The organism is Enterococcus sp. E5-162, from assembly GCF_035725965.1.
Taxonomy (GTDB): domain Bacteria; phylum Bacillota; class Bacilli; order Lactobacillales; family Enterococcaceae; genus Enterococcus_B; species Enterococcus_B lactis.
Map to the genome: position 1 here is coordinate 60,905 of NZ_JAPRFV010000008.1, position 23,231 is coordinate 84,135.

The 23,231-nt window shown below is 40.0% G+C and carries 15 protein-coding genes and 1 pseudogene; 3 read left to right on the plus strand and 13 right to left on the minus strand.

Annotated elements, in window-relative coordinates:
• The first annotated feature begins 98 nt into the window (after positions 1-98).
• Positions 99-2,006 carry a M13 family metallopeptidase gene (locus tag OZZ83_RS09080; RefSeq protein WP_047927562.1) on the plus strand — a complete coding sequence of 636 codons (1,908 nt, stop codon included), beginning with the start codon at positions 99-101 and terminating at the stop codon, positions 2,004-2,006.
• A gap of 419 nt (positions 2,007-2,425) precedes the next feature.
• On the opposite strand, the pseudogene OZZ83_RS09085 reads toward OZZ83_RS09080, so the two are convergent.
• The 5 genes and pseudogenes from OZZ83_RS09085 to OZZ83_RS09105 form a co-directional block, all read right to left on the minus strand.
• A pseudogene (locus OZZ83_RS09085) lies at positions 2,426-5,689 on the minus strand (right-handed parallel beta-helix repeat-containing protein).
• Positions 5,690-5,960: 271 nt separating this feature from the next.
• Positions 5,961-6,506 (minus strand): cysteine hydrolase family protein, encoded by a 546-nt coding sequence (locus tag OZZ83_RS09090; RefSeq protein ID WP_002308201.1) that lies wholly within the window; start codon positions 6,504-6,506, stop codon positions 5,961-5,963.
• 11 nt (positions 6,507-6,517) lie between these two features.
• Positions 6,518-7,210, minus strand: coding sequence for a 5'-methylthioadenosine/adenosylhomocysteine nucleosidase (locus OZZ83_RS09095; protein ID WP_002308200.1), 693 nt, complete (start codon positions 7,208-7,210; stop codon positions 6,518-6,520).
• 18 nt (positions 7,211-7,228) lie between these two features.
• A complete protein-coding gene (macP, locus tag OZZ83_RS09100) occupies positions 7,229-7,513 on the minus strand; it encodes a cell wall synthase accessory phosphoprotein MacP (RefSeq protein ID WP_002286760.1) in 285 nt (94 codons plus the stop codon).
• Positions 7,514-7,525: 12 nt separating this feature from the next.
• The gene (locus OZZ83_RS09105; protein ID WP_002334953.1) at positions 7,526-8,089 is read right to left on the minus strand and encodes an NUDIX hydrolase; all 564 of its coding nucleotides are present in this window, start codon (positions 8,087-8,089) and stop codon (positions 7,526-7,528) included.
• A 227-nt stretch (positions 8,090-8,316) separates the two neighbouring features.
• Here OZZ83_RS09105 and OZZ83_RS09110 point away from each other — a divergent pair, with 227 nt between their 5' ends.
• Positions 8,317-8,979: a 5-bromo-4-chloroindolyl phosphate hydrolysis family protein gene (locus tag OZZ83_RS09110; RefSeq protein WP_002308198.1), complete on the plus strand. Its 663-nt coding sequence runs from the start codon at positions 8,317-8,319 to the stop codon at positions 8,977-8,979.
• Positions 8,980-9,101: 122 nt separating this feature from the next.
• On the plus strand, positions 9,102-10,298 hold the full coding sequence (locus OZZ83_RS09115) for a toxic anion resistance protein (protein ID WP_002308197.1): 1,197 nt from the start codon (positions 9,102-9,104) through the stop codon (positions 10,296-10,298).
• Positions 10,299-10,397: 99 nt separating this feature from the next.
• Here OZZ83_RS09115 and OZZ83_RS09120 read toward each other — a convergent pair whose 3' ends face one another.
• From OZZ83_RS09120 to OZZ83_RS09155, 8 genes are all read right to left on the minus strand, one after another.
• On the minus strand, positions 10,398-11,774 hold the full coding sequence (locus OZZ83_RS09120; RefSeq protein ID WP_002308196.1) for an amino acid permease: 1,377 nt from the start codon (positions 11,772-11,774) through the stop codon (positions 10,398-10,400).
• A gap of 36 nt (positions 11,775-11,810) precedes the next feature.
• Positions 11,811-12,677, minus strand: a complete 867-nt coding sequence (locus OZZ83_RS09125) for a GRP family sugar transporter (protein WP_002291228.1) — start codon at positions 12,675-12,677, stop codon at positions 11,811-11,813.
• A gap of 88 nt (positions 12,678-12,765) precedes the next feature.
• Positions 12,766-13,791 (minus strand): two-component system sensor histidine kinase SapS, encoded by a 1,026-nt coding sequence (gene sapS, locus OZZ83_RS09130; protein ID WP_002308195.1) that lies wholly within the window; start codon positions 13,789-13,791, stop codon positions 12,766-12,768.
• A gap of 17 nt (positions 13,792-13,808) precedes the next feature.
• A complete protein-coding gene (gene sapR / locus OZZ83_RS09135; RefSeq protein WP_002291233.1) occupies positions 13,809-14,483 on the minus strand; it encodes a two-component system response regulator SapR in 675 nt (224 codons plus the stop codon).
• A 183-nt stretch (positions 14,484-14,666) separates the two neighbouring features.
• Positions 14,667-15,560 carry a class C sortase gene (locus OZZ83_RS09140; protein ID WP_325066053.1) on the minus strand — a complete coding sequence of 298 codons (894 nt, stop codon included), beginning with the start codon at positions 15,558-15,560 and terminating at the stop codon, positions 14,667-14,669.
• A gap of 74 nt (positions 15,561-15,634) precedes the next feature.
• Complete coding sequence (locus tag OZZ83_RS09145) at positions 15,635-17,350, minus strand: SpaH/EbpB family LPXTG-anchored major pilin (protein ID WP_325066054.1); 1,716 nt, start codon at positions 17,348-17,350, stop codon at positions 15,635-15,637.
• Positions 17,343-18,656: a pilin N-terminal domain-containing protein gene (locus tag OZZ83_RS09150; RefSeq protein WP_002308190.1), complete on the minus strand. Its 1,314-nt coding sequence runs from the start codon at positions 18,654-18,656 to the stop codon at positions 17,343-17,345. Before OZZ83_RS09150 ends, OZZ83_RS09145 begins: the two co-directional genes overlap by 8 nt.
• Positions 18,656-23,152 (minus strand): SpaA isopeptide-forming pilin-related protein, encoded by a 4,497-nt coding sequence (locus tag OZZ83_RS09155; protein WP_325066055.1) that lies wholly within the window; start codon positions 23,150-23,152, stop codon positions 18,656-18,658. Before OZZ83_RS09155 ends, OZZ83_RS09150 begins: the two co-directional genes overlap by 1 nt.
• Between the last annotated feature and the right edge of the window lie 79 nt (positions 23,153-23,231).

Here is a 23,231-nt window from a genome sequence, read left to right on the forward strand (position 1 = left end):
TGATTGTCCGAATTTTCAAATTTTTTTATGTTCTATTTGTTAATTCCTTCATTTTGTAAGATAATGGGCACACGAAACAAAAAAGGAGCGATCGATGAATGAACAAAGAACGATTGAAACAAGATTTCTATGAAGCAGTCAATGAAGAATGGCAAAAAACAGCAAAAATCCCTGCAGATAAACCAGCTACAGGCGGTTTCCAAGACTTAGTTGACGGAATCGACCAACTTTTGATGGGAGAAACAGACGATCTGCTTGCCCATCCAGAAAAAGTATCTTCAGAAAAAATGAAACATTTCCTTGCTTATTATCAATTGGCAAACGATTATGACCGAAGAAATGAGTTGCATGCTCAACCACTTCAGCCTGTAATCGAGAAAGTTGAATCATTGCAGTCTTTCGACGAATTGAATGAGCAATTCCCGGAATGGTTGTTGGATACACTACCATTGCCATTTAATCTAGATGTAGATGCTGATATGAAGAATGCACAGACGAATGCCTTCTTTGCTTATCCGCCTTCTTTATTTCTTCCAGATAAGACGTATTATGCACCAGAACATCCTAACGGTGCACAACTAATGGGCGTTTTCTTTGATATGGCAGTTCAATTATTGGAGCTTGCTGGCAAAGAAAAAAGTCAGGCAGAAGCAATCACAGAACAAGCAGTGCAATTTGATAAATTGATTGCTCCTCATGTAAAAAGTGCAGAAGAAAACGCAGATTACAGCAAAATGTATAATCCGCAATCTTTTGACACATTTATTCAATACACAGATAAACTTGACTTGAAAAAACTTGTCACTAGTTTGATTGGGACAACCCCAGATAAAGTGATTGTCACTGATCCAGTGTACTTTGATCATTTGAATGACATCCTGACAGAAGCTCATTTTCCCTTATTCAAAAGCTGGATGATCATTAAAACAGTACGTTCTCTTAGTGGGTATCTATCAGAAGAATTCCGCCAAGTCAGCGGAATCTATTCTCGCGTATTGTCTGGAACAGACGAAGCAATGCCTCAGAAAAAAGCAGCTTATTACCTTGCTTCTGGTCAATTTGATCAAGTCGTTGGTGATTACTACGGGAAAAAATATTTCGGCGAAGCTGCTAAAAAAGATGTAGAGCAAATGGTGAAAAAAATGATTGCCGTTTATAAAAAACGGCTAGAAGAAAATGAGTGGCTTGGGGATGCAACAAAAGAAAAAGCCGTCATAAAATTAAATAACTTAGGTATCCAAGTCGGTTACCCCGATAAGATCCCAGCACTATTCGACCAATTCAAAACAGTGCCTGCAGATCAAGGTGGTACTTTGCTTTCAAACACTCTTGCTTTCAGCAAACTCACATTGAAAGATCGTTTCAGCAAATGGAATAAACCAGTGGATCGTTCAGAATGGGAAATGAGCGCTGATACAGTCAATGCTTATTACCATCCATTCCGGAATGTGATCGTTTTTCCGGCAGCCATCCTTCAAGCGCCATTTTACAGTCTAGAACAATCAAGCTCTGCTAATTACGGGGGAATCGGAGCTGTTATCGCTCATGAGATTTCCCATGCATTTGATAATAACGGCGCTTTGTTTGATGAATATGGCAACTTGAACAATTGGTGGACAGAAGAAGATCTTGCACAATTCCAAAACAAAGCACAAGCAATGATCGAAGAATTTGATGGTCTGCCTTTTGCTGACGGAAAAGTAAACGGAAAATTAACCGTTTCAGAAAACATTGCGGATGCAGGCGGTCTAAGCTGTGCATTGGAAGCAGCAAAAACAGAATCAGATCTTTCTATCGAAGAATTCTTTGTCAATTGGGCAACGATTTGGCGTACAAAAGCAAAAAAAGAATACCAACAACTTTTACTGCAAATCGATGTTCATGCTCCTGCTAAACTACGAGCAAATGTGCAACCCAAAAACCTTGACGAATTCTATGAAACATTTGGTGTCACGGAACAAGATGCTATGTATCTAGCGCCAGAAAAAAGAGTGCGAATCTGGTAAGGGGTTGTGAAAAAGCTGTCCTACATCAAGTAATAAGAACAGCCAAACAAAAATAGCTCCTCATATTTTTCGTTTGGTTGGGCTTATTACCGCAGATGCAAGCTTTTGAACACCGTATATCAGAGGTTGCGAAAAAGCTGTCTTGCATCAAGTAATAAGAACAGACAAATAAAAATAGCTCCTCATGTTTTACGTTTGGTTGAGATTATTACCGCAGATGCAAGCTTTTGAACACCGTATATCAGAGGTTGCGAAAAAGCTGTCCTGCATCAAGTAATAAGAACAGCCAAACAAACACAGCAAGTGGGATCTCATCTATAAAAATGATAGAAGGAAGTGGAACGAATGGACGTCTCACTTCCTTCTTTTTTTACTTTCCTCAACTAATTGTTCTACCTTATCAAAAGGATACAGTGCGTTTATTTTTTTCGCTGTTTCATGACATAAGCAGCTACACCGATTAACAAAATTCCTCCAGCTACTGCTAACAACGGGCTATTAGACTCTCCCGTTTGTGGAAGTCCTTGAGCGCCATCTTTTTCCCTTTCTTTTGCTGCCCCATCTGGATCAGAAGGTTTTTCATTTGGCGATCCATTCCCTGGATTTTCCCCTTCTGGTTCATCAGTTCCTGGTGGCACACTGACAGCTTCTCGCACTGTGATCGCTTTTTGCTGGGTAACAGGTTCTGTACGAGCAACCCATTTTTCACCATCAAATATTTCCGAACGATAAGTGACTTCTAGCGTATATTCTCCTTTTGAGGGTGCTGAAAAAATAGCGGTATGATTAGAAAATTAAGCACTTGACTGTGTTTCAACGATTTGGATCTTTTCTGGGAAATAACGCATATCTTCAAAGACAGGTGTTCCTTGATTTGGTGTGAATGTTGACACAGATACTGTAAAAGGCTTCAGTTCGATGATATTTCCTTCTGCATTCTCCGTCACACCATTTGCCTCTTGGATAATGATTGGATTATTTTGTTCGTTTGGTTTTGTCTGATTTGGTTCTTGTACGATTGCATATTCTGGATACTCCGAAGACGGTGAGGTTTCTCCGTCAAAAGTAGCACCTACAGATAGTGGAAGACCATCTACTCTTCCCTTTTCTGTTTGACGATTCTCCGGTTTGATTTGCATCAATCCATGGACATGGATGCTTCCATTCGCATAGCGCGTAACAGGCTGCTGTCCTTCTTGCGAATGTGTATTTAGAGATTCGATCCAATCTTTTGATACGGTATGTCCAAGAGTATTTTCTGATTGTTTCTCTCGTTCATTCCAATAGTAGTTCAACGAGTGATAGATTTGATCTTCGTTTTGATTCAATGGGCGGATCTGCTCTCTCATCTCAAGATTTTCTGTTCGGAAAGATAAGATACCAGAAGCATGGAAGTCTGTGTTTCCTGCCGAAGAGGTATAAAGAGCCACATTATAGGAACCATTGTTGAAGCTTGTACTACTATTGACGATAATATCTGTTCCACTATTGGAATCGATTCCTTTCGCAAGATTTTCGAAAGACAAACTATTGATCAATTCATGAGGGCCCGATAAAGAGGAACCACCCATTTTGAATCCATTGCCGTTCCCTTCTCCTTCAACTCCCGGTACCCAACCGTTTCGATAAGCAACTGAGTTTTTGATGACTACTTTCCCGATCGAACCTGTTTCATTTTTAGCAAAAAGATCCCAACCATCATCTGCATTATGATAAGCGATACAACCGTCAAATACATTCCCTTCTCCTGTTGTCAGTTTGGCCGCAAATCCATCGGCATCTTCAAATCCCGGGTCAGCATTTTCAAAAGATGTACAGTTCTTGACTAAGTTATGCGCTGGCCATGCTTCGAAAGGATCATTTGAGCTACCACTGATTTGGATTCCTGTATTTCCATTCCGATAAGCATGGATCTCTTCAATCAAATTATGGTTTCCAGAAATCTGCAATCCTTTTTGCATAGCAGCACTATTTGTAACGTCAAACCCACGTAAAACCCAGTAGTGACTAAACAGTGTCATCCCATTTCCAGTTCCTTTAAAATCAAGTACAGGTCGCTTGTTTTCTTGATTTTTCTCTGCAATCAATTGAATCGGGTTTTCTCTAGTCCCGTTAACTCCTTTTGGAATCGTTAATCCTCTTTCAAAGGAATAAGTTCCAGGAGCCAGGACGATTGTCTGCCCAGCATATGCGTATCTCAATGCTTGCGTCAGAGATAACGGATTTTGTCTGCTTCCGCTTCCTGTATCTGACCCTTCCGGTGTTACATAAACTGTCGAGTATTTAGGTTTATGGTAGTCAACTGTATGCAGGATCTCCTTTGTTTCATAACTAGCCATCTCTACGTATTCTTCTGGCGGATAGTTTTTATCTGGCGTAAAACTGAAAGTAAATTCGTTCGTTCCTTCCATCAGTTTTGTCTGATAATCAAATTCCCGATTTGCAGTGATTGCCAAGTCTTTCGCGTTCTCAAGTACCTCTCCTGTTGCTTGATTTTTGATTGTTAATAATCCGTCAGCATTTGCTCTAAAGGACATAGTATGGTCTTGGTTTCCTGAATGATTACTAGAGGTCACAGTGTAAATCGGATCAATCAAGCGAGTGGGCCTTTCTTGTCCAGGAGGATCTGTCGCAGGATCTGAGTAAGCCACTTCGATTCCTTCTACCTTGATCGTCATATTCCTTGCTGCAGCAAATCCTGCATAGATAACCGATTCATCGGAAGCATATAGCTTTTCCCAGTCATACATGATGTTAGAAGCTAGTTCTTCCCCTGTTTCAGGATCGTAATAATATGCCTCTAAACCAGTGTTCGTTTTTTTCATCTCTACATCTAGTTTAGTAATCGAATCCGTAGCCGGAAACAGATTCCCATGACCGTTTCCGAATATATTATAAGAACCTGCTTCTTTTTCTAAGAGCCCTGCTGAAGTCTCTAAAGGCGTTGTTTCCACTGAGACACTCCCAGGAGCAGGTGCGGCTTGAGGATCTTCAGATGATATCCCTGTGATTGCCCGTGTCCCCAATCCAAGTCGCATCGTATATTTACTGCCGTTCGTGTTGACTACTTCTTGTCTATCCGAGTCCCAGACATATTCGATCCGACTGCCCAGTATAGCAAATGAATTCGAATAAAATGCTTGCCCAAACAAATGATCTTTTGGCACTGTGTCTCTCACCATCAAAGCAAATCCTTCTTGAGCATTCGTATAGGTCCAAGATTCTATTTCAATCGTCGCCCGTATCCTAAAATTGGTATCTTTCGGAATGGCTTGATAATAATAGGTCATTCCATCTGATCCGCTTGACTGGAATTTCCCACCGTTATTCGTGGAAGAAAGCCGCACGCCGTCTTCTAATGGTTCAATCGCATATCTACTGGCACTTGTGCTTTCTCCGAAAACTACCCCTTTCCACTCTTCAGGAACTTCATCAGATTGCTTTTCTTCCTTTTCATTTTCTGATTCTTTTATCATAGGATCATTTCCTTCTTCCACATCCTTCTCTTCACTAGCCGTTGATTCTTCCTCCAATATTGACGTTTCTTTGCTGTTCACGTGTGCATTTTGTTCGTTCACAGTCTGTTCGTTAGCAGCAACTTCAACGACAGAAGTCAAAATCGAGGTACTAAGCATGAGGATATTCATCATTAGTGCACTGTATTTTATTCGTTTTTTTATCAAGTCCATCCCTCCTGAAACAAGTTAGAAAGCGTTTACCTAAAGTATTACCTAATTTATTTTTGCTGTCAATAAAAAACAAAATTATAATAAGTGATATTTTATAAAAAGAAAAATATAACTTTAGTTGTTAATAATAAAGGGATTTATTATAATTGAAATTATATTTTTGATAAAAAATAACAAATAAAAGAAGAGCGCAAAACAATGTAATTCGTTTTACGCTCTTCTTTTATTATTTTTTGATTTTTATTTTAAAAAAAGTTTTGTTTTTTTATAGAATCTCTGCACCTAACGCGGATTCAAAATGTCTCAATGCCCATTCGTGTCCGACAGGATCAAAACTTGCCACGGCATCTTTGAAAATATGGAGTTTGTATCCTAGATTATACGCATCAACTGCTGTATGCAACACACAAATATCTGTACACACGCCGGACAAATAAACATCTGTGATCTGACGTTCTCGCAAACGAATGTCTAGATCTGTTCCACTAAAAGCGGAATAATGCCGTTTGTCTATCCAATAAACATTTTCCTGCTGCTCATGCTCTTGGTACAAATTTTTTAAAGAGCCGTACAATTCCCGTCCACTCGTTCCTATCACATTATGCGGAGGAAATAAGCGGTTCTCTGGATGGAAAGAATCTTTTGGATCATGTGCATCAATGGCAAAAATGACAAAATCCTTTTGCTCCATAAACTTTTTTGTGTGGGCAGTCAGCTTTTTTTCAATTGCTTGACCTGCTGCACCAGTCGTCAGCTTTCCATCCTCTGCAACAAAATCATAGGTATAGTCAATCGAAATCAATGCGTTCATCTTAGTCCTCCTTATACGAGATGTTTGACAAATTCGATCACCATTTCTGCTGATCGCTTGCCTGCGTCTTCGATAAATTCGTCAAAGCTTTGTGTCGCCGAGTGATCTGCTGTGTCACTCATTGCACGTACGATCAAAAATGGGATATTGAACTGACGGGCCGTCTGTCCAACAGCGGCTCCTTCCATTTCACAAGCTAAAGCTTCAGGGAAATTCGTTAAGATTTCTTTGATTTTATCTGGAGAGTCGACAAATGTATCGCCTGTAACGATCAATCCTTCTTTTGCATTCAAATCCGTTGCTTTTGCTGCTTTAGCCATTTCACTGCGCAAATATGTGCTTGCTTCATAATATAGAGGCATTCCTGGTAATTGACCTGGTTTGTAGCCAAATCCTGTTGCATCTGCATCAAAGTAAGCTACTTTGTCTGATATAACAATGTCGCCTACTTGTAAACCTTCACCGATCCCGCCAGCTGAACCTGTATTGATCACCATGTTCACGCCGTATTGTTGGATCAACAGACTTGTGGTAATAGATGCTAAGACTTTTCCTATACCGGAACGTACGACGATCACTTCGTGGTTACCTAATGAACCTGAAATAAATAAAGCGCCTGCGCGTTCCCATGATAATGGTTCGCTTAGGTTCTCTCTCAAAATTTTTACTTCTTCTTCCATTGCGCCGATAATACCGATTTTCATCTTTTTAATTCCTTCTTTCTATATAAATGCGATTGCTAAAAAAACCACACATAACATTAGGATAACAATAATAAGAGATTTCATCAAAAAAGAGTTCCATTTGGTCGTCTTTTCTCGTTCACTGATCCTTGTTTTCGTGATTGGTTTATTCTTTTTGCTTTCTTTACGATAAAAGCTGGCAATCTTTTTTTCTTCTTGCTGATAAGCTGTTTCTGCTTTTCGCTGTTTTTTTAATGACTCGCTTGCTTGTGCTTGTTGTCGCTTGCGAAGTTCGCTTCGCGTAATAAGCGGTCCTTTGGCCATAAGCCGATCCCTCTACTTTCCTTTGGTCAATAATTCCCAGTATTGAATCGCATAAATCGTCTTTGCATCACAAATCAACTGATCTTTCATCGCTTGTTGTGCCTCTTCAAGAGTTAGATGATACAGCTCCAGTACTTCGTCTTCATCTTGAGCTAAAGGATTCTCGACCTTCTCTACTCCTTGTGCATGATAAATATGAAGGACTTCATTTGCAAAACCTGGTGAAAGATACATCGAAATAAGATGGCTCAGCGACTTCGCACGATAGCCGGTTTCTTCTTCTAATTCTCTGGCTGCAGTCATTTCAGGATTTTTTCCTTCTCCTGGATCGATTTTTCCAGCTGGGATCTCCAAGATCACTTTTTCTAAAGGCTTTCGAAACTGTTTGACAAGGAGCAGGCGGTCATGTTCATCAAAAGCAATGATCCCAACACCGCCAGGATGAAATACCAGTTCCCTCTTCGAAGTTCCTCCGTCTGGTAAACGAACTTCATCTACAGCAACATCGATAATTTTCCCGCTATAGATTTCTTTGCGACTGATTGTTTTTTCTTCAAATTGCTCATTGTTCAGCATATCTTCTCCTGCTTTCTTTGTAATCATAACTGCTTTTTTTTCATTTTTCAATTTTTCTCGAAAACTCCCTATTAGTTTACCATAGATAAACCTTAGATTTTCTCTAAATATAGAAAATCCTTCTTTAGTCCGATACTCTTTCTAGTAGTCAGTATGCTAAAATAAGAATGTAATCGAATAACGGAAAGAATTCAATACTCAATGATAAATGACTTGGAGGGCTTATTATGATAAAACGAAATTGGCCGTGGCTTCTAGCACTGGTCTTGCTGTTTCTCTTTGTCCGAAACAATGGTTTTTCTTTTGTTCTAGGACTATTATTGATAGGCGTAGTTTTAGTTTTGTGGGGGCTCTTCGGTTCGCGCAGGAAAAAGGGAAAACAAGAAGAAATTCCTGCACTGACTGACGAACTTGAAACTCACTATGAAAAAAACGGTATGACAGCGAATGAAATCTCATTTTTTCGACAAACAATGAATCAAACAAAAAATGAGATCAATCAATTGCAAATGAATATGCAGCAGACAGCCAAACTTAAAGCAATCGATCTCCGCCATGACCCAGTCAAAGCAGCAAAAGCTTTATTCAAAGAATTGGTGAAAGAACCAAACCGACTGCATGAAGCAAGTCAGTTTCTTTATACGCATCTGCCGAATCTAGTTGATTTGACAAATAAGTATAATGAGATCAATGACCATGAGATCAAAAACAAACAAACCTATGAAAAGCTAGAAGAAAGCGCGCAGATCATCGACCAACTGTCAGCTTTGATCGCACAAGATTATCAAAAATTCGTCGCTGATGACCTAGACGACATCGACGTAGAGATATCTGTTGCGAAACAAAGCTTAAAGCGTGATAATAAACATGAACCAGAACAAAAAGAGTAACTCTTTTGTTCATAAAAAAGACTCGGAACATTCAGATGATGTCTGGTTGTTTCGAGTACTTTTTCTAAAGTAGAGATATTCATGTAAGAATCGAGAACAGATTCGACAAGGAGGAATTTTTTATGGATCATAAACCGACTGAAACAAAAGATGTCACACCAGTTAACGATACACTTGAAGACTTATTGAACAACCCGTTTTCAACCCCAACAGATACGCTGACCACTTCACAACAAGCGGAGATTGATCAGCTCCAAGAGCAGCAGACAGCTGCTCGCTTAATTGACAAACTACCGGCGGAACGTCAAGAACAAGCAAAACAGCTGGCAGCAAAAATCGATGCCAATGATGCACAGTCTGTCATCAGCTATGGCTCAGCTGCTCAAGCGAAATTAAGTGAGTTCTCACAATCAATGTTGAATCACGTACAAGCTCAAGATATTGGCCCAGTCGGAGATTCGTTGACTGAACTAATGTACCGTCTCCAAGAAGCCAACCCTGACGAACTGCGTGCCGGAGAAGGAAATATCTTCCAACGTGTCTTCGGTAAGGTCAAACAATCGATTTATGAAGTGACAGCAAAATATCAAAAAATTGGTGCACAAATCGACAAGATCTCAGTGAAATTAGATAAAGAAAAAGACGGACTATTAAAAGATAATCTGATGTTAGAACAGCTTTACCAAAAAAACAAAGACTACTTTGATGCATTGAATATTTATATTGCTGCTGGAGAATTGAAAATGGAAGAACTTCAATCAACGATCATTCCAGAAGCAATGAAAAAAGCAGAAGAAACTGGTGACCAGATGGATGTCCAGATTGCCAACGATTATACACAATTCCTAGATCGTCTGGATAAACGTACACATGACCTTCGCCTAGCTAGACAGATCACGATTCAGCAAGCCCCACAAATCCGCTTGATTCAAAACACGAATCAAGCCTTAGCTGAAAAGATCCAAGCATCTATCGCTACAGCCATTCCGCTGTGGAAAAACCAAGTCGTGATCGCATTGACTTTGCTTCGTCAAAAAGATGCAGTGACCGCTCAACGCCAAGTCTCTGAAACAACAAACGACTTATTGAAGAAAAATTCAGAGATGCTGAAAATCTCAGCCATCGAAACAGCGAAAGAAAACGAACGCGGAATCGTGGATATTGAGACCCTGCAAACTACACAAAACGATTTGATCGAAACGATCCAAGAAACTTTGCGTATCCAAAAAGAAGGAAAAGAAAAACGTCGTCATGCAGAAGTAGAACTTGGACACATGGAAGAAGATCTGAAACAAAAACTTTTGGATTTAACCCAATAGACCATTTTTCGTTCGTTACTAAAACAAACGCCCATCAACAGTTTATTACACTGTTGGTGGGCGTTTTTCTTATCTTTCTTCTAACTTCTCCATTGGAGTCTATTTCTCGTTCATCTTGCTGTGTCCATAGCCATAGCCAAAATAAATGATCAGTCCAATAACCATTACGATACCGAACACGATCCAAGTCACCGTTTGCAGACGAAGCATCAAGACGATACAAGTCAAGATCGAGACGATTGGCAAGATAGGAACGAATGGCACTTTGAATTCTCCTGCTTTTGGTTTGCCAAACATTTTTCTTAACTTCAGTAAGCCTAGACTAACTAGCATCAAATAGGCAAGCGCCATGATATTCGTTAGTTCCGCTAATACATTCAATGGGAAAAATCCGGCAAAGAATATGGCTGCCACACCAGCGGCATAAGTCGCTTTTTTCGGTGTACGATGCTTTTGATCGATTTCTGTCATAAATTTAGGCAGCAAACCATCCTTGCTGACAGCAAACAACAAACGAGCGAGTGAATACATCATCGAGATCGTCACCGTCAGCAACGTCAAGATTGCCCCTACAGCGATCACTGCGCCAACTGTCCCATGTCCTACATACCTCATGGCAAAGGCCACTGGATCATTAACGCCTAGTTCAGTATAAGGAACGATTCCTGTCAAAATCAGCGTCACGATAATGTAAAGGACCGTAGCGATCAGTATCGAACCAATAATCCCTCTTGGTACGTCTTTTTGTGGATTTTTGACTTCCTCAGATGCCATTGCAACAGCATCAAATCCCAAGAAAGCAAAAAAAACAAGAGCTGCACCATCTAGCACACCGGAAAAACCAAAAGGCATGAATGGCTGCCAATTATCAGGCTTAACGAAAAATATCCCTACAATGATAAACAACGCGATGATACCAAATTTGACATATACCATGACATTATTCAAACGTAATGCTTTCTTGGCTTCAAGCGACACGATGTAAGTGACGAATATCACTACGAGCACCGCAATCAAGTCAATGTATGTACCATTTTCCGGATTGTACCCGCCAGTTAATGCTTGTGGAAGTTCGGCCCCTAAGCTTTTCAAGAAACCTTGCATATAGCCAGACCAGCCGGAAGCCACAGAAGAAACTGCTAGCAAAAATTCCCCGATCAACAACCACCCTGTCAACCAGGCAGCAAATTCACCAAAGACAACATACAGATAGGCATATGGCCCACCGATCACTGGCACTCGCGAAGCAAACTCTGCGAAACTCAGTCCAGACAAAATGACAACGATTGCAGCTAAAACAAATGAAAGTGACAGTGCTGGACCAGCATTTTGATTGGCCGCAACCCCTGTCACCACAAATATTCCCGTACCGATGATCGCGCCAATTCCAAGCATGATCAAATCAGACGTTTTTAGTTCTTTTTTCATCTCACTCGTATGATTGAGATTGATCTCTTTCTTACGAAACAAATCCATTGAAGTTCCTCCCCATTTTAGGTTGGAAAACAGTGATTAAACTGTTTTCATGTACCCTAAAAGGATACCACCTAAAATGACTAAAAGGCAACCAACAATAACATAAATGAGCTCTTTTTTCGTTTTTCTTTCGCCAAGGATGAAAATCCCACCTAAAGTAGAAATAATGATCCCCATTTGTGAAAGTGAGAATCCAACAGCTAAACCAAGGGATTTGACTGTAAGAAGCATACAGATATTACCTAAGCCCCATAATAATCCACAGATCATGTTTTTCCATACAAATTGATCTACTTTAACTTTACGGAAGGCAAAGAAGCTTGCGCCTAAGATCATTCCGATACTTTGAGGTAAGATAATTGACATCGCATCCAAATTCGCCCAGTTGACAATGATCGTATATACGCCATAACCAATCGTAGAGAAGATCAATGCTCTAAAGCCCTTACCAAAATCAAGCATTTTATTATCTGTATCTATTTTTCCTTCGTCATCTTGTCGTGCCGTCAAATACGCACCGCTTACAAGAAGAGCTAAAGCAATAATACCGTATACATAATCTTTCGTTTGTGTCCATTCTTGGAAGAAGACGGCTCCCGCAATCGTATTCAAAATTAATTGAAAACCAGTAGACAATGGTAACCCTACAGAAACACCCATGTACTTCATTCCATGGAATTGTCCATTTTGTCCAACACTCCAAGCTAAGCCAGATAAAAATCCGATCAAGAAAATCCAAGGGGTGATTACAGGACTAACAACGAAAAAGACAACTAAAGAAAACAGAAATGCACCAATCGTCATTCCTAGTGTTTGTTGATTGGCATCGCCACCAATTTTACCACTTACTAAACCAATACTACCCCATGCCAACATAGGGACTAATGCTATTAAAATTTCCATAACCAATCTCCTTTTATTTCACATGATAAGAAACTTATCAGCGAAAACGTTAACAACACAAGCGTTTTTTTTCGTTTCTAACGATTTTCTAACGTTTTTCATTATAAAAATTTAAGATTGGGAAAAATAAAGTCATTGTCGTCCCTTTTCCTTCAGTTGATTCAGCCGTCAATTGGATACCTAATTTTTCTGCCAGATTTTTTGCCAAATACAGGCCTAATCCTGTTGAATGCGTTTTACTAAGTCGTCCATTTCTTCCAGTAAATCCCTTATCAAAGATTCGTTTCAAATCTTCCTCCGGGATACCGATTCCTGAATCTTTAACAGAAAGGCTGACTCCTTGCGCTTCCTTTTTTATGCTCACCATGATATTTCCGTGATCCGGCGTATATTTGATGGCATTGCTAAGCAGTTGGTTGAAGATAAAAGCGACCCATTTAGCATCAGTCAAAACAGTATGATCCTCACCAATGATTTCGTAGCGAAGATTTTTTTGGATAAAATAATTGGCCTGACTGCGTATCACAGGCTGGATGATTCCTTTCAATCCATACTCTTGGATGAGATAGTCCCGCGAGAAACTGTCGAGTCTTGCATAATACAAGACTTGCTCTACGTATTCGTCGATTTTTGATAATTCATTTTCGAGTAAGGTATACTTTTGATCGTCAATATCGAACTCGATCGAACGAACCAGTAACTTGGAAGCGGAAAGTGGTACTTTGATCTCATGGACCCATGAGTCAATATAATCTTTTTGGTCTTGTTGATTGCTGATTGCTGATTGCATCACTTCTTGATGTTCGCGAATCAGCTGATTGATATATTCTTCCACCAGTTTTTCTTCTTCTGTCCGCCCGCCACTCAAATAATTTTGCAAAGGAGATGTTTTTTGTATGTCAGCTAACTTCCCCCACCATCTTCTTTTGCTCAAGTAGCCACCTAGCAGATAAAAAATCAGAAAGACGCCCTCAATCAAAGCTAAATAAGCAATCGTGCTCAAATCCACTTTGATATTTGGGGCTAGCCACATCACAAAGATCGTTAAGGCAATAAAAAACAGCCATCCCAAGATTAATGTCCACTGATCTTTCAAATATTTAAAGAAATTCATCTTAACCGATCATCCTTTCAGGGAACGATATATCCCTGTCCTACTTTTGTTTCGATATAGCCTTGGATACCTGCCTGTTCGATTTTTCGGCGTAACCGATTGATGTTCACTGTCAATGTATTGTCATCTACAAACCGCTCGTCATCCCAAAGTGCTCGCAGCAATTTTTCACGGCTTAAGATCTTTCCGTTGTGTTTCATCAAAATAAATAGCAGGCGGTATTCATTTTTGCTCAAATCAATGATCTCTCCATTGATCTCCATACTTCCGTTGTCGACATTCAACGTAATACCATTATGGCTCATCATTTCACTGGATAATTCTGTGTAATTATAAGAACGGCGAAGCAACGCATTGATTTTGGCAATCAGTACATCGATTTGGAAAGGCTTTGTCACAAAATCATCTGCTCCCATGTTCATGGCCATGATCATGTCCATATTCGTATTCCTGCTGGAGATAAAAATGATCGGTACTTTCGATACTTCACGTATTTTTTGACACCAATAATACCCATCCAAAACAGGAAGATTGATGTCTAGCAATACAAGCTGTGGTTCTTCTCTTTCAAAGTCTGAAAATACTTGGTTGAAGTCGGTCGTTCCAAAGGTTTCGAATTGCCATTTCTCAAGTTCTTCCATAATCAATTGTCGAATGATTTCTTCATCCTCGACTACCATGATTTTTGCCATAAAAAATCCCTCCATCTTTCTTCTTGCTTCTACAATATCAAAGAAGCCTTTGTGAAACAAGTTGGCTTACCTGTAAAATGTCATTTTAGAAAACGTTAAAAAAAACTGAAAATAGGCGATTTAATCGCTTTTGTCTCTTCCAAGCAGCTGAAATTTATTATGTTATTCTTAATAATTGGTCTATCATCCGTTATTTTTCTTTGGTTGTTTTTGTCTTTTAAATTTTCGATAACCCCAATAACCGAAAAGAGTTAGTATTAACAATACCCCTAGTAAGAGCGCAAGTAATCGATAAAGATGGTATCTTTTTGTCTTTTCCATCTTCGAAGAGGCTTCTTCTGTAAAAGGGACTCGCTTTCCTGTCACCAGTAACCTGTGGGTGTTCACAGTATAAGGTGTGCAAGTAATAAGTGTGACCAGATCCTGTTTTTCTCTGATTGCTAATGTATCTGTTTTTGTTGGAAGGACAACGATTTTCTCAACGACTTCATAAGCGAGCATACGACCATATACTTCAAGATAGAAACGGTCATTTTTCTCCATTTTTTCAAGATCTGTAAACAATTTTTTCTCAGCAACACCGCTATGGGCGGTAATGACGGAATGTGTACTTTCTCCTCCAATTGGAAAAGAGGTACCTTGTAGAACTGTCGCTCCTCTATCTAATAAAAGATCATTTGTTTCATCGAATAAAGGCAAGCTAACATTGATTTTCGGAATATAGATTGCTCCGATCATATGTTGTTCGTAGTATTCTTTTCCTGGATTTCGGACATCTCTAACCGCTTGTTCAAAAGGATCTTTGACTTGACCCATTCCTGGGATGGCTGCCGTACGAGCAAGCGCCTGATTTTTCTTTTCTTGTACCGCTAATCGTTGCTCATTTTTTTCTTCTTTCTCTCGTGCAAGCTGTTTTTGATAATTCTCGATCCTTCTTTGGTCCAAATAATTGCTGAGAGCATCAGCTAAAAATGGATATGTAAAAACTGCAGCTCCTGTAAAAAACATCACTGCCATGAATAATTGTAATAATATACTGATTTTTGTTTGAGGTCTTTTCTCTGTTTTCTTTTTCATTTTCTTCACCTTCTTATTTAAAAAAACCGCAGCAACCTTTATAAAAACCGATTGCTGCAGCTTATTTTTGTTGCTTATACTTCAGACTTCATTTTAGATTTACGGTACCAGCTGTAGGCCCCAATCATCAAACTTAGACCGATCAGCAAGAATGCTAAGATCCCGTTTCCTCCAGTAGAAGGAAGAAATCCTTGTCTTACGTTTGGTACGCGTGCTGCTCCTGGATACTCATAGCCCACAATCACAAGTTCATCATCATAGCTACCAAGTTCTACATTGAATTCTGTGAAAGCTGCTTCACCTGTTGGTAAAACATATCCTTCTGGTGCTACTGTTTCTTTCATGAAATATGTTCCGTAATCTAATCCAACAACTTCGAAGTATCCTTGGTCATTTGAGACAAATTCTGTTGCCTCTACACTATTATCACTTATCCAATCGATTGTGATTTCTTCTGCATCAGCACCTGACTCATAAATAGGTAATCGTACGCCATCTTTATAGAAAACAGCATAAGCAGTTTTCTCTTCGTTCCACAATTCAAATCTTGCACCGTCTAGTAAAGCATTACTTGAAGCATCAAACTTTTCAAATCTTCTCCCGCCAGTCGTTACTTCTTCTGATGGTACGCGACGTTCGTTGTAGTCATACTCGTCACCTCTACCGATTTCGATCAACGCTGTATTGTTATGGAATTCGTCTGCATTGATGACTGCATTGACTTGTAAGTCATAGGTAACAGTTAATTCCCCACCGCGATGATTCCCTAATTTTTCAAGCGTTGCTCTGTTCGGTATACCTCCTGTTTCAAGAATGATCTCCACGACAAAACCGTTACTCGCTTTTGTTACTGTATAATCAGTATCTTTTATCAGTGTTGTATCTCCTGCTTGTACAAGGATATCCTGATCAAAATAACTCAAACCTTCTGTTGGCGTATCTGTGATCATGAAATGCGTGATGACTGTTCTATTGTCCTCATTGATTTCATCAATAAAGTAAGGAATCGGTGCAGTTATTGTATAAGAAACTGTTTTTCCTTTTTCCAAGTCAACATATCGGATCGTTTCTTCACCATTTTCATTGCGAATCGTCACTGTTCTAACGTCCGCTTCATCTACATTCATTTCTTTGGAAGAATCTTGGATTTCATTTTTAGGATACAAGTGTACATCGGTGTTGTACGTATCTTTCCAAGAGGTTCCATCCCATACACCGCCAATAATATCTGGCATCATAACTGGCATCATGACAACCATTGGAGACGCGATTCTTGAAATATGAGCTGGTGAATATGTTTCTAAGAAGAGATAGACTTTATCTCTTAATTCTCCCGTTGTTTCAGTTACCTGTACCTTTTCAAAAGCAGCTTCACCATTTTCGCCAGTCGTCTGCTTATCCATACTTTCGATACCATAAGATACAAACCATGCTGCTGTGTGATCTGATTGGATCAAAGCAATCGCAGCGGCAGGTTCTAACCCATCATCATCTATGTCAGTTGTTCTAGGGTCATCTTTCAGCAAATTATAATAGACATCTGTAACATCAAACATTTCAAAATCGACGCCTGGAAGATTTTCATTGCCAAAATCATCTGATATCAACCCGCTGTTCGGTCGTTCTTCAGGCACAGTCGTGAATGCTTTTTTGTGTAATGTGATTGTCACTTCACTTGGTTTTTCCGTGACTTCTTCAGCGTGAACTAATTTTCCATTTCCAAAACTTCCTAAACCTACAGCTGCGAGCAACAGCGCACTCATCCCCATGGTCATCATTTTTTTATTCATTTTTTTCTCCCCGTTCTTTTTTTATTAATAAAACAGCACCTAACAACAAAAGGATTCCTAACAAAGAAATCAATGTTCTTGCTTCATTGGTTTGTGGAAATACGGACCCTTTCACAGGTTGATTTGGATTGCTTGGTCCACTTGGTTCTTTCGGTTTGTCCGTTGTTTCTTTTATGGTCTCGTTATACACGCGTGGTGTTGCTGATTCATAGGCAGAGGCTGGAACTTTTCCGGATTCCAATTCAGCCATCTTCTGCCCATTGACCATTACATATTGCGGCTGTCCTTCTGCATCCACCCAAGATTCAGGGACAATGACCTCGATTTGCTTACTTGCTTCGTCCATTTCGTACCCTTCTACACTTTTCAATTCCTCAAAATAATAGGTACCAGAGGGCAAGAATCGTTGACCTGTCGTGACTAGACCGTCTTTATCTGAAATGAATTTGCTTACATTTTTATCATTCAAAGGATCGTTGTTTGCTGGTTTGATCCATTGATTTTTCAAGTCATTCGCAGGAGCCATGTCTAAATAATATTTTTCGCCTTCTATTATCTGATACAGAGCAAAAACAGCACCTTCTAAGGGGCGTCCTTTTTCAGTTGTTCCTCTTTGTCGTCCATACTTGAAAAAGTATGGATCTCTTAAATAACCGACATTTTTAGGATAGATATGGATTTCTTGCAGTTCCTCGGTTGGTTCTGTTGGATGATAGATTGGCAAAACAGCAGCAATCGGGATCGCTGTTTGATCGATATCCACATTCAACCCGATTTCCGGATCAATTGATTCTTCAAAAATCAAATAAACTGCATCTCGATCTTGGTTTTTCTTAGGTACTTGGATGCGTGCAATCCCATCTCCTAATCCACCAACCGTATCTTTTCCAGTCGTTACCGATTCCCCAACCTGAGCAAGTCTTTCTTCTGTGATTAACTGACGGATATTGTTTCTGCTCGTTTCAGCGATTTGCTGGACGAATTCTCTAGAGGTCATGTTCTCAGCAGCTTTTTTGTCATGATAATAATCGGTCATATCGTAAACGGCGAATGTCGCTCCATTTAGCGGAACTGTCTGCGAAATGATATCTGCTGTTTTTCCCGCTTCCTCAGAGATAGCCAGACCGTCATTTTCATGGAATTCAAATTGGTCGTTATAATCGATATCTCGAATCATCCGTTTATGCAATACGAATTCCACAACGTCTTCCCCTAATTCTTCTGCCGACATCGTTTGAGGAAGAAGGACTGCTACAAATGGCAGTAAAACAAGTAATTGAAGCATCAAACACAACAGCTTTTTCATTACCTTGCCCCCTCCTTTTTAGATTGTCTGACATACAAACCATAGGCTGCACCGGCAAGTGCCACGAAGAATGCAGCAATCAGGATATAGAATAATCGTCCAGATCCCCCTGTAGCAGGCAATGGATTTTCAGGATCATTCCCGACACTAAGCTGTAGCCTGATTCGGTTCGTATCCAAAAGTTCATACTCTAATTCTTGCTGCAGATCAGGAGTCTCTGCTTCTTCGTTTGGATAATAAGAAATCTCAACTTTTAGTGTCCCGGCTTCTTTTCCTGGAACGACCCGATCATTTTCCACTTCTGGTTCTTCTCGATAACTAATTTCTAAAATAAAGTAGCCTGGATGTTTCCTGTAGCCGTCCGGCGACTTCACTTCCTTGATCCGATAGAATCCTTCCGTCAAATCCAAAGCATTGAATAGGGAAGAATCGTTTGGATCTGGTGCCAAGCCTCCGTCGATGAGTTCATAGTCTCCTGCACTATTTTGTTTCTCAATTGAAAATTCTGCGCCTTCAAGACGTCGACTACTCATACTGTCAACTTTCAAAAGTTCCAGATCGATTGGTGCTAGTTCATCTTCTAAGGTTACTTGTAATACACCATCGATGATGTCATAACCCTCCGGTAACGGATCAGTTTCGTCTTCGATGACTGTCTCTCCAATGACAAATTTCCCTTCTTCATTCAGTGCAAACTGGAATACTTGATCAGACAATTGATACCCATTTGGTGCAACAGATTCCGAAACTTCATATTCACCGATAGACAAACGGAGTGGTTGACTGTATTCTAAATCGACGTACTTCTCTACACCGATCGTATAAAGATAGAAGTAACCGATTCCAGACAAACGTTTCGTTTCTTCTGGTTCTAATGGGTTGCCTGTGTATGCTCGATACAGCGGGAAGGAAGAATCTCCTATTTTCCTAATGTCAAAACCTGCACCATCTAAAGGATTACCTTCATGATCTAATTTTCTAACCCGGATCTCCCGGTAATCAAACGTATTGTAAGCAGTGAATGCCACCCATAATCGGCCCTCTTCGTCTGTTGAATGGGTAAGATATTGCCAATTTGCTTCACCTGTTCGTCTAAGCTGGATGATGCCTGTTTCATTGTCGTAAAGTCGCAAGATCCATGTGTCGTTTTCGCTAGGTTCTTTGAAACCTTCTGGGCTTTGACTTTCAACGATTTTGTATTCTGCATAGTTGGCATTTTCTTCACTGTCCGTATGAATAAATGAATCTGGTTCTCCAATAGGATGAATGACTTTCTCACCCTCCACGAGCAAATATTCTCCATTTTCATTTACTGAATAGAACGTGAGCATTCCTTTCTCTTCGTCTGCTTCATTTGCACCAGAGATTCCTTTAGCTACCGGTGTTCCAATTTCAAGTCCGCTTCCATCGGTTTGATAAAGTTCAAACTCTGCCCCATTGATTGGCGTAGTGCTTCCTTCAATGAATTTATTGATGTTCATGTGGACTGGCTTGAATTCATTCCGCATTTCCAGTTTGACATACAAGTCTTCATAATCCGTTTCGTCCTCATTGACATTTTGAACAATTGAAAGTTTGTGGTATTCGCCTTCATAATAAGAATCAGGATCGCTACCTTCTTCTCCACCAACTCTTACTCCTGAAGTATTTGCTGCTACCAACTCATAGTGACCAAGCGCTGTATCTCCGCTGGAACTATATTTTTTGATTTGGAATTGATACGTCTCATCCACTAACTGATAACGTGGCGGTCCAGCGATCTCTCTGATCCAGAAAATATCACTGACAGCACCTGTTTCATCCCCCAGCACAGGGATCTTCGTTTCAAAGATTGCGAGTCCATCGTTGGTAGTTGTTCTCGTTTCAATCGGTTCCACATCCCCGCTATCCGGGTCCTGATCATATAGAGCAAATTCGACTCCTGCTAAAGGTTCCCCATTTTGCCCTGTTTTGCTAACTTGCAAATTACGGTCTTTGTGTTCATAACGAATAGAGGACGTTGGGAAATACATTCGACCAGATGTGATATCGTTATCATAATCTTCCAGATTTTGGATATATGCCTGATTATTTACAGCATAGAAATTCCCGTCTTGTGCTCCTGCATCCAGTTTTACTTGATACTTGATCCTGACCATTTCCCCTTCACCTAAAGAAATCGGAGAAAATTTATAGGCTTGATTTTCTCGTCCGACATACGTTGTCGGTGTCGCCACTACTTCTGGCGGTGCTTGCCCATAACGTGTGACATCCCATATTTCTGGTTCTTGGTACTTCATGCCATTTTCTCCTGGATCTAGATGGTAAAACTGAATATCCGCCGATCTGCCAGCTCCAAACGGTGAAACATTAAATCCAGTTTCATCATAAAGTGTGGCTTGTTGGATCGTTTTCTTGAAAGTAGAGGAGATGTCCTCCAAGGCTGTAATGATGTCATTCTTGTTGTTCGCATCGTAATAACGCGGTGTTGTGCCATCATCGTTTAAATCAGCAATGTTTTTTAATACATTTCGTCCAATTGCATCGAGCCGCTGTCTGCCGGCAACACTTCCGTCAATGCCTAACCCAATGGAGAAAATACTTGGTGGGTTCTCTTGGTACTTGTTTTTCAGCCAATGATGATATGCAACAGTATTGATGGCAGATGATTTTTCTTGGGTATCCGGTTCTCCTGTAGTACCATTGCTAGCAGCACCAGTACCAACCCAGTGAAACGCTTTATCATCACCTTCTTTTACTTCTCCGTAACGATAATTATAATCCCACGTATCTTCTGGACGATTAAATTCTGAAGGATAGACAACAGGATAACTAAAACCTGCCCCTGATGTATTTCCAGAATATGTTTCAAAGTTTTTAAATAAATCGCCTGTATCTCGAGCGATCATATTATTCATAACTGCCCAGTTGGTAAAATCTGGTCTGTTACTTCTTTCAATTGGAGCATAACTGAAGGTGGGTGTTCCGTCTCCTACGACGATCAGGATCTTTTCGGGATTTCTATTTTCTCCGCCATTATCCGCGTACAATGTTTCATAGCCATTTTTAAGTCCTAGTGTAAGCGGCGTTCCTCCGATGGGTGTACGATTTAGTGCTGTATTCTCACTTCCCGTTAAACGATTGATGTCATTTGTCAACGGAAAGATGTCCGAACTGATTTGTTCCTGGTTATTGATGACTGTACTATTATGATAAAAATTCACCATACCGATCCGAATATCCATATTTGGGTCGGATAGCAGATTTTCACTAATTTCATTTACTGCTTCTATCAGTGCCGCATTTTTACTCTGGCCTCCGCCTTCTAGTGTCCCCTCATTCATACTGGCTGATTTATCTAGAACAAAAACGATATCGATCGGGCTGATTTCTTGTTTCTCACTTCCGATCACATCTAGATAAACGTTATAAAGTGTCGTTGCATCTTCAGGATGTAGATCAGATGTTGGGTTGTTTGATAGAACAGGTTCTACCCATTTTTTGATATACGCTCCGTTATAATCCAAGTAACTGTTTTCAAAATTCCGTTCATCTCCCCAAAGCTGAACGGTTTGAGCCGGAACATTTACATCTTCTTCACCTGCAGTTGATCCATTATCAGCCGCATAGTCATAATTTCGCCAGTTCGCTCCCCCGATTGTGTAATCACTATCATCGATCAAGTTCTCTCCATCATATGGTGAGCCTTTTTCTCCCTGATAGCGTTCATTGCTTTGTGACCAATTTCCTAATACTTTTGTATAGTCATTCGTTGTAAATCGTGGATAGCGGTGCTGATCGTTTTCAGCTATTCCGCTAGGATAGATATATTCATATGGATCTTGCGTAGCTGTTGGTCCAAGACGTTCTAAAATACCGTTGAATAACCGGCGTTGAATGCGTTGGAGTGCTTGACCGCTGGGCACGATTGGTGTGTCCAGCTCTTCCGTTTCATTTTCTTCGCTACGTTGATTTTCAGCGGAATCCTCTGTATCTGTTTCATTTTCTTGTAATTCTTGATTAGCTATTCTTTCATCGACCACCACTTGAAGAGGTAGTTCCCCTTCATTCACATCTGGAATCTTTTCTGTTTCAAAAACCAATGTGCCGGTCTCAGCTTCTTTTGAATAAAATTTTCCGACATACCATTCTTGACCATCGATTGTCTCGACTTTTAAGTCTTCTCCATCTTCATCGTAAGAGGAGAGACCTGTTCCCCGAACGTTTTTTACGGTACCAATACCGGTAGCAGCTGTATCGATTGCTAAACGTATTCTACCTTCGTTCGCACTCTCTTTCTTTTCAAAAGCCAGATGCCATTCAAACGTTTCTTCTTTTTCGATATACCTCCCTTCGATTTTTGCATAATCCTCATCTAGAAATACCTCATCCTCCTTCACTTCTGTTGACTCAGCAGCTACATCCAATGCTGTCATATGATAGACAGACTGGAAATACGGTCCAAATAGCAGACTGACAGCTGCTAACTGCAAAAGCTTCAATTTTATCCCTTTCACATTCTTATACTCCTTTCTAAAACATGTGTCTTCTTTCACAACAAACACCAAAAACAACGTCTATCTAATTATAATTTAA

Coding starts and splice junctions, on each gene's coding strand:
- OZZ83_RS09080 (WP_047927562.1), top strand. CDS start 99: ATGAACAAAGAACGATTGAAACAAGATTTCTATGAAGCAGTCAATGAA.
- OZZ83_RS09090 (WP_002308201.1), bottom strand. CDS start 6,506: ATGAACGCATTGATTTCGATTGACTATACCTATGATTTTGTTGCAGAG.
- OZZ83_RS09095 (WP_002308200.1), bottom strand. CDS start 7,210: ATGAAAATCGGTATTATCGGCGCAATGGAAGAAGAAGTAAAAATTTTG.
- macP (WP_002286760.1), bottom strand. CDS start 7,513: ATGGCCAAAGGACCGCTTATTACGCGAAGCGAACTTCGCAAGCGACAA.
- OZZ83_RS09105 (WP_002334953.1), bottom strand. CDS start 8,089: ATGCTGAACAATGAGCAATTTGAAGAAAAAACAATCAGTCGCAAAGAA.
- OZZ83_RS09110 (WP_002308198.1), top strand. CDS start 8,317: ATGATAAAACGAAATTGGCCGTGGCTTCTAGCACTGGTCTTGCTGTTT.
- OZZ83_RS09115 (WP_002308197.1), top strand. CDS start 9,102: ATGGATCATAAACCGACTGAAACAAAAGATGTCACACCAGTTAACGAT.
- OZZ83_RS09120 (WP_002308196.1), bottom strand. CDS start 11,774: ATGGATTTGTTTCGTAAGAAAGAGATCAATCTCAATCATACGAGTGAG.
- OZZ83_RS09125 (WP_002291228.1), bottom strand. CDS start 12,677: ATGGAAATTTTAATAGCATTAGTCCCTATGTTGGCATGGGGTAGTATT.
- sapS (WP_002308195.1), bottom strand. CDS start 13,791: ATGAATTTCTTTAAATATTTGAAAGATCAGTGGACATTAATCTTGGGA.
- sapR (WP_002291233.1), bottom strand. CDS start 14,483: ATGGCAAAAATCATGGTAGTCGAGGATGAAGAAATCATTCGACAATTG.
- OZZ83_RS09140 (WP_325066053.1), bottom strand. CDS start 15,560: ATGAAAAAGAAAACAGAGAAAAGACCTCAAACAAAAATCAGTATATTA.
- OZZ83_RS09145 (WP_325066054.1), bottom strand. CDS start 17,350: ATGAATAAAAAAATGATGACCATGGGGATGAGTGCGCTGTTGCTCGCA.
- OZZ83_RS09150 (WP_002308190.1), bottom strand. CDS start 18,656: ATGAAAAAGCTGTTGTGTTTGATGCTTCAATTACTTGTTTTACTGCCA.